General features: G+C 67.9%; 9 protein-coding genes. 7 read left to right on the plus strand and 2 right to left on the minus strand.

The features are described from left to right. Positions 1-43 precede the first annotated feature (43 nt). The gene (locus NF4_RS09750) at positions 44-2,791 is read left to right on the plus strand and encodes a helix-turn-helix transcriptional regulator (protein WP_084533005.1); all 2,748 of its coding nucleotides are present in this window, start codon (positions 44-46) and stop codon (positions 2,789-2,791) included. Between the two features lie 32 nt (positions 2,792-2,823). On the opposite strand, the gene NF4_RS09755 is transcribed toward NF4_RS09750, so the two are convergent. After that, on the minus strand, positions 2,824-3,570 hold the full coding sequence (locus NF4_RS09755) for an SDR family NAD(P)-dependent oxidoreductase (RefSeq protein ID WP_063126977.1): 747 nt from the start codon (positions 3,568-3,570) through the stop codon (positions 2,824-2,826). Positions 3,571-4,103: 533 nt separating this feature from the next. On the opposite strand from NF4_RS09755, the gene NF4_RS09760 reads away from it, so the two are divergent. Further along, entirely contained in the window at positions 4,104-5,018 is a 915-nt protein-coding gene (locus tag NF4_RS09760; RefSeq protein ID WP_063126978.1) for an MBL fold metallo-hydrolase, read from the plus strand. Here the strand turns inward: NF4_RS09760 and NF4_RS09765 are convergent. Continuing rightward, positions 5,012-5,278 (minus strand): hypothetical protein, encoded by a 267-nt coding sequence (locus NF4_RS09765; protein ID WP_198165279.1) that lies wholly within the window; start codon positions 5,276-5,278, stop codon positions 5,012-5,014. The two genes, NF4_RS09760 and NF4_RS09765, sit on opposite strands and share 7 nt — an antisense overlap. A 183-nt stretch (positions 5,279-5,461) precedes the next feature. Here NF4_RS09765 and NF4_RS09770 point away from each other — a divergent pair, with 183 nt between their 5' ends. The 5 genes from NF4_RS09770 (at position 5,462) to NF4_RS09790 (ending at position 13,352) form a co-directional block, all read left to right on the plus strand. Continuing rightward, positions 5,462-6,508 carry a ferritin-like domain-containing protein gene (locus NF4_RS09770; RefSeq protein WP_063126980.1) on the plus strand — a complete coding sequence of 349 codons (1,047 nt, stop codon included), beginning with the start codon at positions 5,462-5,464 and terminating at the stop codon, positions 6,506-6,508. A gap of 181 nt (positions 6,509-6,689) precedes the next feature. Next, positions 6,690-7,433, plus strand: a complete 744-nt coding sequence (locus NF4_RS09775) for an SDR family oxidoreductase (RefSeq protein ID WP_063127340.1) — start codon at positions 6,690-6,692, stop codon at positions 7,431-7,433. 66 nt (positions 7,434-7,499) lie between these two features. Next, a complete protein-coding gene (locus NF4_RS09780) occupies positions 7,500-9,236 on the plus strand; it encodes an L-aspartate oxidase (RefSeq protein ID WP_063127341.1) in 1,737 nt (578 codons plus the stop codon). Beyond that, entirely contained in the window at positions 9,233-10,471 is a 1,239-nt protein-coding gene (locus tag NF4_RS09785) for a low temperature requirement protein A (protein WP_198165280.1), read from the plus strand. Before NF4_RS09780 ends, NF4_RS09785 begins: the two co-directional genes overlap by 4 nt. Before the next feature lie 145 nt (positions 10,472-10,616). Further along, on the plus strand, positions 10,617-13,352 hold the full coding sequence (locus tag NF4_RS09790) for a helix-turn-helix transcriptional regulator (RefSeq protein ID WP_063126981.1): 2,736 nt from the start codon (positions 10,617-10,619) through the stop codon (positions 13,350-13,352). The last annotated feature ends 100 nt before the right edge of the window (positions 13,353-13,452 follow it).

The following is a 13,452-nucleotide window of genomic DNA, read 5'->3' on the forward strand; positions in this document are numbered from 1 at the left end:
CCGGTGACCAGGGCTTGGTTTCTTCAATGCGGTGGTGGTGTGAATGTCGAGCGGCGATCTGCTGCGTGGCAGGCGTAGCGAGTGTGCATCGCTGGATCGGCTGACATCGGATGCCATGTCCGGCCGGGGCCGGGTGCTGGTGCTGCGCGGCGAGGCGGGGATCGGCAAGTCCGCGTTGGTGGAATATGTGGTGCGGCGCGCGGCGGGGTGCCGGATCGCGCGGGCCGTCGGTGTCGAGTCCCAGATGGAGCTGGCGTTCGCGGGGTTGCATCAACTGTGCGCGCCGATGCTGGGCCATCTCGATCGCCTTCCCGGGCCGCAGCAGGATGCGCTATCGGTTGCCTTCGGCCTGAGTGCCGGAAGCCCGCCGGATCGTTTCCTGGTCGGGCTGGCGGTACTCGGCCTGCTGGCCGAGGTGGCGGAGGAGCAACCGCTCATCTGCGTGGTAGACGATGCGCAGTGGCTCGACCAGGTGTCCGCGCAGATGCTCTCCTTCGTCGCACGCCGGCTGCTCGCGGAAAGGGTGTTGCTGGTCGTCGCGGTGCGGACCTCGACACCCGCTCCGTGCGACGATCCGTTTGCGGGTTTGCCTGAGCTCATGATCGGGGGCTTGCGGGACAGCGATGCGCGGGCGCTGCTGCGATCCGCGGTGCCCGGGCGGCTCGACGAGCACATCACGGACCGGATCGTTTCCGAGGCCCGCGGTAACCCTCTTGCGTTGCTGGAGTTGCCGCGCGGGTTGTCGGCGGCGGAACTGGCCGGTGGGTTCATCCGACCGGACACCGGGCCCGTCGCGAATCAGATCGAGCAGGGATTCCTGCGGCGTATCGAATCGCTTCCGGACGCGGCGCAACGTCTGTTGCTGGCGGCGGCGGCCGAACCGATGGGGGACTTGTCCTTGTTACGGCGGGTGGCCGAGCAGCTCGATATCGGTGCCGACGCTGCGCGGGTGGCCGAGTCGGCGGGGCTGGTCGAGTTCGGAGCGCGGGTGCGATTCCGCCATCCGCTGGTGCGCTCGGCGGCCTATCGAGCGGCGGAAGCGGGCCGGCGCCGGGATGTGCACCGGGCGCTGGCCGCGGCCACCGACCCCGTCTCCGACCCGGATCGCCGCGCATGGCATCACGCCAACGCGGCGGTTGGACCGGACGAAGAGGTGGCCGCCGAACTGGAACGTTCCGCGGATCGGGCGCAGGCTCGCGGGGGCATCGCGGCGGCGGCCGCGTTTCTGAGACGTGCGACCGAGCTGACACCCGATCTCGGCCGGCGTGGGGTGCGGGCGATGGCGGCGGCCCAGGCGGCTTTCGACGCCGGGACCCCGGATACGGCGCTCGAACTTCTGGCGGCGGCGGAGATGGGTCGGCTCGACGACCTCCAGCGGGGCCGGCTGGCGCGGCTGCGCGCCCAGATCGTCTTCGCGCGCAAGCGCAGCGGTGAGGTGTATCCGCTACTGCTCGAGGCGGCCGGACAGCTGGCGCCGTACCTCCCGGGCCAGGCCCGGGAGGCATACGTCGAAGCGATCGGATCCGCGGTTTTCGCGGGCCGGCTCGACGTACACGGCGGCGTGCGCGCCGCGGCCGAGGCGGCCCGCGCCGCGCCGTCGGGACCACGGCCGCCGCGGCGGATCGACGGGCTTCTCGACGGCCTGACCGCGCGCTTCGTCGATGGTCACGACCAGGGGGCCGCGTTGTTGATCACTGCGCTGCGGTCGTTTCGCGACGAGTCCGGCGGAAACGAGGACGACATCATGCGGTGGCTGTGGCTGGCATGGCCGGCCGGCCTCGATGTCTGGGACGACGAGACCATGTTCCACTTGACCGATATCGCGGTGAGGACGGCGCGCGAGATCGGCGCGCTCAACTTCCTTCCCCTGGCTCTCACCTACCGCGCGGCCGTGCATGTACACGCCGGAGAGTTCGATGCGGCCTCGGTTCTGGTGGAGGAGGCCACCGCACTCACAAAGGCGACCGGCAACTCAACTCTCGGATACGCCGAAGCCCTGCTCATCGCCTGGCGGGGAGAGGACTCCCGGGCTGCCACACTGATCGAGTCCGGCCTGGAACGGGCGACCGCCTGGGGCGAGGGGCGCGCCATCGGTTCGTGTCAGCACTTGCTCGCCGTGCTGTACAACGGTCTCGGCCGGTACCAGGCCGCCTTGGCCAGCGCGGAACAAGCCATCGAGTACGACGACCTCGGGGTTTACGACGCTTCACTCATCGAGCTGGTGGAGGCGGGCGTCCGCGGCGATGCCCGGGATTCGGCCGCAGCAGCCATGCGACGCCTCGAGCTGCGAGCCGAGGCGAGCGGCACGGACTGGGCCCTCGGAGCGCTGGCCCGGTCGAGAGCCCTGCTCAGCGGAGGTGATGCCGCCGACCTGCTGTACCGCGAGGCCATCGAGCGTTTCACACGCACCCGGGTGGTCGTTCATCTCGCGCGCGCCCACCTGGTGTACGGCGAGTGGTTACGTCGCGAGAACCGCCGCATCGACGCCCGCGAGCATCTGCGCACCGCCCACGAGATGCTGCGCCGCTGCGGTGCCGGCGCCTTTGCCGAACGCGCCCGTCGCGAACTGCTCGCAACCGGTGAGTCGGTTCGGCGACGGGCGCAGGCGCCCGATGTCCTGACCGCGCAGGAAGCCCAGATCGCCCGGCTCGCCGGCGACGGCCGGACGAATTCCGAGATCGGCGCCGAGCTGTTCATCAGTTCCCGCACGGTCGAATGGCATCTGCGCAAGGTGTTCACCAAGCTGGGCATCACCTCGCGTAGGGAGCTCCGGGCGGCGCTGGACAGCTGACCGGTCGCTGTGTTGTTCCGCGCTCACCCCGGTTACCAGGTTTGCCCGACGGCCCGGATCAGCAGCTCGTTGACGGCCACTCCCTGCTCCCGCGTGACGATGTAGGCGATGGCGTCCGCTACGTGCTCCGGCTGCAGCCGTTCCGCCATCGAGCCTGCCGGCCGATGCGCCGCACCGTGGATGGTCTCGTGCACGGCCCCGGGTGCCACCACACTGACCCGGACGGATTCGGGTCGCAGTTCCTGACGCAGCGACTCGGTGAACCCGTTGAGGCCGGCCGCGGTCAGGTTGTCGACGCTGCCTGCCGGGCGGGCGACCCGCCCGGCCAGCGACCCCACATTCACGAGGTCCGCTATCTGCCGCGGCGAGGTCGCCGCCGCGTCGATCAGATACGGCACGGCGGCGTGCGTCACGTGCAGCAGCGCCGACACATTGAGCGAGACCATCCGGTCCCACTCCTCGACCGGGGTGTGCAGGGCGGTATCGAGCCCCATGAGGCCGGCACCGTTGACCAGCACGTCCAGGCGACCGAGCCGTTCGCGTGTGTCCTCGACCGCCTGATAGGCGAGCGCCGGATCGGTGATGTCGGCGGCCACAGCGATGGCTTTGCCGCCCGACATCGTTATGTCGTCCACAATCCGTTCCAGACGATCACCGCGGTCCGAGACGAGGGCGACGGCCGCGCCCGCTCGGACCAGGTGGTGTGCGGTCGCGCGACCGATGGCGCAACCGGCGCCGGTGACGAGCGCTGCGGATCCATCCAACGGCTGATGTGACATGTTTGCCTCATTCCCCTGGGGCGAAGGCGCATTCGGCGCGGAACCCAGGTCTCGAGACTCGCAGTCCCGGGTGCCCGGTCGCCCCCGGGAGACACCCTGGTCCCCGGAGACCAGGGACCGGCCGTCGGCAGGAAATCCGTTCGGCGCGAAGCTCCCGGCGGGGGCGGTACCGGCCGGCCTGTGGCGGCGGATGGCCGAGCATGCCGGGCCGGGTAACCGGTAGCTCTCGGCGCGGAGATCCGTCCGCCGGGAATCCTGTCGTTCGTTCCGAACCCGGAACAATGCCCGCTGCGGAAGACGAGCGACTTCGAGTACAAGAGAGGCTCTGACGTGTGGGACGTGACCGATGTGGCCGCGTCGGGGAATCCTGTCGCCGATCCTCGGCGCGATCGGTCGGGCGGGGCGGGGCGGGGCGAGGCAGCGGGGCGGTCGTCACAAACCGGTCTGCCATCCGGTCCTAGGTATGACTGAACGGTGTGGCCCCCATGGCGCCGTCGAGGTCTCCGGTTATCTTTCGTCAAAAGGAGAACACAATGAGCCAGGTCGACATTGCACGCCCCGATGCACCGGGGTACGACGAATTGGTTCCGTCGCGTTACGCGCTGAAGGTCGGCGATATCGACGTGATGGTGATCAGCGACGGGGTGCTGCCGATACCCGCCGTGACGATGGCCACCAACGCCCCCACGGCCGACCTCTCGGCCTGGCTCAGTGACATGTTCCTGCCACCTGAGATGCTCGACTGGCCACTGAATGTCGCCGTGGTGCGCAGCGGTGGGCGGACCATTCTGATCGATTCCGGGCTGGGGACAGAGTTTCCGGGCTTCCCGCGGGCCGGGCAGTTGGCCGTGCGGCTGGATGCCGCCGGGATAGATCCCGCATCCGTGACCGACGTGGTGCTCACCCACTTGCACATGGACCACATCGGCGGGCTGCTCGTCGACGGGCTGAGAGGTCGGCTGCGCCCCGACCTGCGGGTCCACCTGGCGGCCGCCGAGGCCGAGTTCTGGGTGGCGCCTGATTTCTCCCGCACCGCCATGCCGGCACCGGTGCCGGAGGTGCTTCGACAAACCGCCTCGCGGTTCCTGGACGTGTACCGCAGCCAGTTGCGGCCGTTCGAGACGGAGTACGAGGTGGCGCCAGGCGTAATGATCTGTCGCACCGGCGGTCACACCCCCGGCCACAGCATCGTCCGCCTGGAGTCCGGCGGCGACCGGCTGACGTTCGCCGGCGATGCCGTGTTCCAGCCCGGATTCGACAATCCCGAGTGGCACAACGGCTTCGAGCACGACCCCGAGGAATCGGCCCGCGTCAGGATCCGTCTATTGCAAGAGCTGGCGGCGAGCGGCGAGCAACTGGTGGCCACTCACCTGCCGTTCCCGTCCGTCTGCCACGTGGCGGTCGCCGGCAACGCCTTCCGTTTCGTACCGGCCGTCTGGGATTACTGACCGCGCCTCGGTGAAGGCCGGCGCCTGAGGGGCGGGCCCTGACCGGAAAGCCGATCAGCCCGATCGAGCGGGTAGCGCTGCTCGGGCAGGCTGGTGGTCAGCCGGGCGGCGTGCAGGTACGCGGCGCGTGCGGCAGCGTTGTCGTCGGCCAGTTCCAGTAGGTGGGCGCGGACGGCGTGCAGGCGATGGTGCCCCGCCATCCGCGTATCGGTGTCCAGGTCGTTCAGCAGTTCCAGCGCCGCGCGTGGACCGTCGGTCATCGCGACGGCGCTTGCCGACACCCTCGACCTGGGAATACCGCGCCGGCCGTCCGATTCCGAGCCGCCGGTGTAGCTGCGCTCCAGTGCTCGGCTGAGAGTTCGCATACGGAGGTTGTCACGGATCGCTGCGAAGCCTTGTCCTAGTTATCGACAGCCGACGACTTGCCGAGACGAGGTTCTACCATGCATGCAAGTGGCGCTCCCGCCATCGATACATTGGACGATCTCCGCCGTCACCTGCAGTGGGCGATCGAACTCGAGCATTCGACCATCCCGCCGTACCTGTGTGCGTTGTACTCGTTGGATCCCGGGCGCAATACCGAAGCGGTGCAGGTGATCGGCAGCGTGTTCGTGGAGGAAATGCTGCATCTGGCGTTGGCGGCGAACCTGCTCAACGCGGTGGGTGGCGAGCCGAGTATCGATACACCCGAATTGCTTCCCGCATACCCCCATCCACTGCCGCACGGTGATCGATCTGTCCAGGTCCACCTGCTGCCGTTCGGCGCCGCGGCGCTCGAGCAGTTCCTGGCCGTCGAGAAACCGGCGGCGGCCGATGCGCCGCCCGAATCCGACAGGTACGAGACGATCGGGCAGTTCTATGCCGCCATCGAAAGGGGCATCCGGACCCTGTGTGACACCCTCGGCGAAGACGCGGTCTTCTGTGGCGACCCGGGACGGCAACTGAACGAGATGCATTTCAGCGGCGGCGGGGGCGAAATCATTCCGGTGCACGATCTGAAGTCCGCGCTGTCGGCTCTGGCGGAGATCGTCGAGCAGGGGGAGGGCGCCGCGCGGACCGAGGTGTGGGACGGCGACAAGAACATCTATCATCCCGATCGCGACGAGGTAGCCCATTACTACCGCTTCGTCGAACTCGCGCAGGGCCGCCGATTTCGGCCGGGTGACACTCCGCAGTCCGGTCCGAGCGGTGAGCCGATCCGGATCGATCCGGAGGGGATTCTGCCCATGCGGCCGAATCAGCGTACTGCCGACTATGCACAGGGCAGTGAAATCCGCATAGCGCAGGAAGAATTCAACAACACCTATTGCCTATTGCTCTACCTGCTGGAGGATGTTTTCAACGGCAGCCCGTCGCAGATGAGGGACGCGGTCGGGGCGATGTACGCCCTGAAATCACAGGCCCAGGCATTGATGAAGATGCCGAGCGGTGACGGTATGACGACCGCGGGGCCGACCTTCGAGTACGTGCCACCCGAACAACGGAACTGACACCGCGACCGGTTCGTCACAATCCGGCGCCCGGTCTCGTCCTAGTTGTCTCGTGAGCGCACGACCTCCGCATCACCTAGCGAGCATGAATGGCGACAACCGTCACGAAATAGCTGCCCGGCTTGTCCTCAGTGCAGGGACATATCGGTTTCAGAATTAGCGCTCGATGGAAGGAATGAGCATGAAGATCGTCGTCATCGGCGGCACCGGGCTGATCGGCTCGAAACTCGTCACTCGGCTGGGGGAGCACGGCCATCAGGCGGTTCCGGCCGCACCCAATACGGGAGTGAACACGCTCACGGGGGAAGGAGTCAAAGAAGTCCTGCAGGACGCCGACGTCGTGATCGACGTGTCCAACTCGCCGTCCTTCGCCGACGACGACGTCATGAACTTCTTCCGAACCTCCACCACCAACCTGCTCGAGGCGGCGCGCGGGGCCGGGGTCGGGCACTATGTCGCGCTGTCGGTCGTAGGTACCGAACGATTGCCGGAGTCGGGGTACTTCCGGGCGAAGGTGGCTCAGGAGGAACTGATCAAAGGATCGGGCCTGCCGTACTCGCTGGTACATGCCACCCAATTCTTCGAGTTCGCCGGTGGCATAGCCGATTCCGCGACCCGCGACGGCGTGGTCCGGTTGTCGGGCGCGAACGTGCAACCGATGGCTGCCGACGATGTCGCCGCCGCCGTGGGCCGCACCGCCGCGGGTACGCCGGTCGGCGGCACCGTCGAGGTCGCGGGTCCGGAGGTGTTCGGACTCGACCAGTGGATCCGCACAGTGCTGACTGCCCGCTCCGATCCGCGTGAGGTTCGCACCGACCCACAGTCGCAGTACTTCGGGGCGGTACTGAAGCCCGGCAGTCTGCTGCCCGGGCGGGACGCGCAACTCGCGCAGACACGCCTGTCGGAGTGGCTGGCGCAGCAGTGATCCGGGGCGCGCGGGCGGTACACAGCCGCCCGCGCGCGCCGATCGTGATTCGAAGGGATGGAATTGATGCTCGTCTACCCCGACGAACGTCAGGTCGCGACATCGGTGCTGGTGATCGGCACCGGCGGGGCAGGCCTGCGGGCCGCGATCGAGCTGGCCGAACGCGGTATCGATGTTCTGGTGGTCGGCAAACGACCGAAGGCCGATGCTCACACCACACTCGCTGCCGGCGGTATCAACGCCGCGCTGTCGACGATGGACCTCGAGGACAGTTGGCAACAGCACGCCGCGGATACGATCACCGAAAGCTACCTGCTGGCGCGCCCGGATACAGTGCGGATCGTCACCGAGCATGCCGCACGCGGCATCGAGGACCTGGAACGGTGGGGGATGCCGTTCGCTCGCGAGTCCGATGGCCGGATCTCCCAGCGCTTCTTCGGCGCGCACACCTACCGGCGCACCGCGTTCGCGGGTGATTACACGGGCCTCGAGATCCAGCGAACCCTGGTGAACCGCGCCGCGCAGCTCGGCATCCGGATCATCGACACCTGTTATGTCACTCGGATCCTGGTGCACGACAACGTCGTCTTCGGTGCGTACGGTTTCGATCTCGACGACGGCGGGCGCTACGCATTCCGGGCCGACGCGGTGATCCTCGCCGCGGGCGGGCACACCCGGATCTGGCGTCGTACATCGTCGCGCCGGGACGAGAACACTGGCGACTCCGTGCGGCTGGCGGTGCTGGCGGGTGGGCGGATCCGGGATCCGGAGCTGGTTCAGTTCCATCCTTCCGGGCTGATCGAGCCGGAGAACGCCGCCGGAACGCTGGTTTCGGAGGCCGCCCGCGGGGAGGGCGGAGTTCTTCGCAACGCCGCGGGCGAGCGGTTCATGAAGCGATACGACCCCGAACGGATGGAACTGTCCACCCGTGATCGGGTCGCACTCGCCGCCTACACCGAGATCAAGGAGGGCCGGGGCACGGATAACGGTGGCGTGTGGCTGGATGTTTCGCATCTGCCACGGGAGACGATCATGCGGCGGCTGCCGCGCGTCTACCAGACGATGCTGGAGCTGCAGATGCTCGATATCACCCGGTCGCCCATCGAAATCGCACCCACGGCCCATTATTCGATGGGTGGTGTCTGGGTGCGGGCGCACGACCACGGGACCGGCGTCGAGGGTTTATATGCGATAGGTGAGGCGTCCAGTGGTCTGCACGGTGCCAACCGGCTCGGCGGCAATTCGCTGATCGAGCTTTTCGTCTACGGCCGGATCGTGGGGGAGGCCGCCGCGCAGTACTCGGCCGCGCTATCGGTGCAGCGGCGGTCCGAAGGCGCGCTCGCCGAGGCCCGCCGTGAGGTCGACGAACTGCTGGCGGCGGACGGGCAGCAGAACGTCCGGGCACTACAGCGGACGCTGCGCAATACGATGACCGAGCATGCGGGTGTGGTCCGCGACGACGCCGGGATCCGCGCGGGGTTGTCCGAGCTCGACGAGCTCGAGGAACGGATGGCGGATATCGGCGTGCATCCGGACCCCGCCGGTTTCCAGGATCTGGCACATGCCTTCGATCTGAAGTCGTCGGCTATGGCTGCCCGGGCCACCTTGGACGCTGCCCTGGAGCGACGTGAAACACGAGGGTGCCACAACCGGTCGGACTATCCGGAGCTCGATCCGGAGCTGCGCGTCAACCTCGTGTGGTCGGGGCCCGGCCGGATCGAACGGGAAGCGATTCCCGACATTCCTGCCGATATAGCTCGCCTGATGCGCGACGTTTCGACCATCGGGAAGTTGGTCGAGTGACCAATAGCGCCCACTCCGGTCGGCTGCGTGTCCGGATGCGTGGCCGGTCGGTCGATGAACCGCATCGTGCGTCGACTCGGCTCGAGCTGCTTTTCGACCTGAGCTTCGTGGTCGCGGTCGCCGCCATCGTCTCGCAGCTCGGGCACGCCATCGGCGCTGGTCATCCGCTCTCGGGTTTGCTGCCGTTCCTGCAGGTGTTCTTCGCGATCTGGTGGGCGTGGATGAACTTCACCTGGTTCGCCTCGTCCTACGACACCGACGATGTGCCCTATCGCCTGCTGACGTGGGTGCAGATGGTCGGCGTGCTGATACTCGCCGCGGGTGTGCCCGCCGCGTTCGGTCACGACGACTATCTCGCGATCACTGTCGGCTATCTGGTGATGCGCAGCGGTCTCGTGGCGCAATGGCTCCGGGCGGCGCGCGACGATCGGCCTGGCCGGCGGACCGCATTGCGGTACGCAATCGGTATCGCGGTACTCGAAGCTCTGTGGTTGCTACGACTGCTGCCGGCCGAGCTCGACGTGCTGCCCGCAGTGGTGGCGAATCCGGTTTTTCTCGCGCTCGCCGCCGCCGAGCTGGCGATACCGGTATGGGCCGAACGAGCCCGTGGCACCGCATGGCATCCACACCACATCGCCGAGCGCTACACCCTATTCACGATCATCCTCCTGGGGGAGAGCGTTCTCGCGGTGTCCACCGGGGTCGCCGATGCCCTCGATCACGGCCTGCGGCCAACCCTGGTGGTAACCGCGTTGTCCGGGCTGGTCCTGTTGTTCGCGCTGTGGTGGCTCTATGATCTCGAGCCGAGCGGGGCGGCATTGAGCGATCGACGGACCCGGTCGTTCGTCTGGGGGTACGCCCACTACGCGATTTTCGCCGCGCTGGCCGCGCTCGGTGCGGGTTTGGAAGTCGCAGTGCGTAACGGTGACGGCCGTACCGGTACCTCTTCGCTGGTCACCGGCTATGCCGTGGCAATCCCCACCGCCCTGTTCTTGGTGCTGCTGTGGGCGGCTCATGCCGGAATGGTGGCGCATTCGCCGATTCGCACACGAGTGCTGTTCGGCACGTCCGCGGCGGTGCTCATCGCACCGGTCGCCACGGCGGCGATCCCGACCTCGACCGTCGTGGTAGTCGCACTTCTCGCCGCGACAGCGGTGGCGGTCACTCTCGCCGCGCAGCGTGACGCATCCGTGGCGCGAGTCGATTCCCGGCGAGGAAGTGGACGAGGATCATGATCAGCCGGTAGACCACTACCTTTGCACCCATAGCACGGCCCGAGCGCGGATCAAGTCTTCCCGATCTGGACAATAGTCACGACTATCCTCTCAGGATTGTCGGGACCGATCCGGTTCCGATCGACCGACGTGAAGGCAGGCGAGGGTGGCGTTTCGAAGGCAAGTCGGGCTTGTCGGGCGAGAATCGGAATGCGGCGTCCTCGATCAGCTGACCGAGGCCGTCCGCACCGGTGAGAGCCGTGTCCTTGTCGTGCACGGCGCGCCCGGAGCCGGGAAGTCCGCGCTGCTCGAATACCTGGAGAATTCGGCGACAGGTATGCGGGTGATGCGGGCGGTCGGTGTCGAGTCCGAGATGGAGTTGGCGTTCGCCACCTTGCACCAGTTGTGTGTGCCGCTGCTGGATCGAGTGAAAGAACTGCCCGAACCGCAGCGCGACGCCCTCGAGACGGTATTCGGGATGCGAGCGGGCACCCCACCGGAACGCTTCCTGGTCGCACTGGCGGTGCTGAGTTTGTTGTCGGAGGTTTCGGAAAGCGGCCCTGTGCTGTGTGTGGTCGACGACGCGCAGTGGATGGACCAGGCCTCGGCACAAGTTCTCGGCTTCGTGGCCCGACGGTTGCTCGCCGAGTCGGTCGCGCTCGTTTTCGGCGCCCGCCGGCGGATTCGGGATCTCCTCGGGCTGCCCGAGCTGGAAGTCATGGGACTCGGCAAGGCCGACGCCCACGCTCTGCTCGAGGCGGCGACCCACGCCCGGCTCGATCACCACATCCGCGATCGGATCGTCGCTGAAGCCGGGGGTAACCCGCTGGCTCTGCTGGAGCTGCCCCGCGAGCGCACCGTTACCCAGCTGGCCGGCGGGTTCGGCCTGCCGCGAACCGATACGCTGCCCAATCGGATCGAGCAGAGCTTCCTGTCGAGGATCGAGAAACTAGCGGAGCAGAGTCGGTTGCTGCTGCTGATCGCCGCCGCCGAGCCGGTCGGTGACCCCGCCCTGGTCTGGCGTGCCGCGCAGCGACTGGGCGTCACGTCGGCGACGGCCCTCGACGACGAGACCGCCGGACTGGTGTCCTTCGACATACGCGTGACTTTCCGCCACCCGCTCGTACGCTCGGCGGTGTACCGAGCCGCCGGAGACGAGGACCGCCGCGCAGTGCATCTGGCGTTGGCGGAGGTCACCGACCCGCAGATCGACCCGGATCGCCGCGCTTGGCACCTGGCCTCCGCCGCCGCCGAACCGGACGAAACCGTCGCAGCGGAACTCGAGCTGTCCGCCGGCCGGGCGCAGGCGCGCGGCGGGCTGGCCTCCGCTGCTGCCTTCCTACAGCGTTCCGTGGCACTGACCTCGAACACTGCGCGGCGCGCCGAACGCGCGGTGGCCGCCGCGGACGCGAGTGTCCGGGCGGGCGATCTGGATGCCGCCCGCAGACTCATCGATATCGCCGAACTCGATGTGCCCAGCGAGTGGCTCCGCGCACGAGCCCAGCTGGTGCGGGGTCGTATCGCGCACGCGGCAGGCTTCAACCAGGAGGCCCCGCCGATGCTGTTGGCTGCGGCGCGGCGACTGGAGCCCTTCGACTCCGAGCTCGCGCTGGAGACGTATCTTCTCGCCTGGGGTGCCGCGGCGTGGGGTGCTGCCGACGCCGAGAGTCTCATGGCGATCTCCGGGGCGATCCGGGAACTCCCTCCCCGGCCGGGCAGCCCGCGGCCGATCGACCTGGTGCTGGAGGGCTGCGCGCTGCTCGTCACCGAGGGGCGCGGCACCGCGATGACCGCGTTGCGGCGCGCGATGACCGCACTCGTGGACCTGCCCGTGCCAGACCTCCTGAAATGGGGCTGGGCGGCGTGCGGCCTGAGCCCGGCTGTCTGGGACGAACAAGTCATGCTCGAAACGTATGCCAGAGCGGCCGAGGTCGTGCGCACCGCCGGAATCCTGACCGAACTCCCCATCTATCTCGCCTCGTTGGGGGCAGCGACCTCCTTGATCGGGGATTTCGCCACCGCGGCCGGGATCGTCGCCGAATCCGAAGGTATCGCTGCCGCCACCGGCATCCCCCTCGCTCCGTATACAACTCTCATACTGACGGCAATGCAGGGCAATGAGACCGATGCGTCGGCGCTGATCGCCGCCACGATCGAACAAAGCGCAGCGGACGGCCAGTTGACCGGCGTCACCACAGCGCAATGGTCGGCAGCGGTCCTCTACAACGGCCTCGGCCGCTACCAGGACGCCCTCTCGGCAGCCCAGGCCAGCACCCGGATCGCCCAGCTGGTCGTCTCGGTGTGGGTGCTGCCCGAACTCATCGAGGCGGCGGTGCGGGTGGGAGACGACAAGGCCGCCCGCGGCGCGCTCGAACATCTGGCCGACGCGGCAGAGACAGCCGACACCGACTGGTCACATGGGATCCTGGCACGCTGCCGGGCGCTGCTCGCCGACGAGACCGCTGCGGACGACCTCTACCGCGAGTCGATCGAGCGGTTGGGCCGGACATTGTTACGCCCCGAACTGGCGCGCGCTCATCTGCTGTACGGCGAATGGTTGCGCCGGCAGTCGCGGCGCGTCGACGCACGGCACCATTTGCGCACCGCCTACGACATGTTCGTCTCGATCGGCATGGCGGCGTTCGCCGAACGCGCCCGCCGTGAGCTACTGGCCAGTGGTGAAAAAATCCGAAAACGCAGCGTCGAAACCTCGAGCGACGAGCTGACGCCGCAGGAGAGGCAGATCGCGATGCTCGTCGGCGAAGGCCTCTCCAATCCGGAGGTGGGTGCCCGGCTCTTCCTCAGCCCGCGGACGGTCGAGTGGCATCTGCGCAAAATCTTCACGAAGCTGTCGATCACCTCCCGCCGACAGCTCGGGGATGCTCTGCCCCACGCTGAATGACACAGGGGCTGCATCACGCGCCCCGCTGGCCGTGGCCGATCCCTGGTGCGTGGACCAGGGTTGCCCCCGGGGCGGCCGGTCCCACCACAGTCGGAGCGGA

The sequence above is a fragment of the Nocardia fusca NBRC 14340 genome (assembly GCF_001618425.1).
Taxonomy (GTDB): domain Bacteria; phylum Actinomycetota; class Actinomycetes; order Mycobacteriales; family Mycobacteriaceae; genus Nocardia; species Nocardia fusca.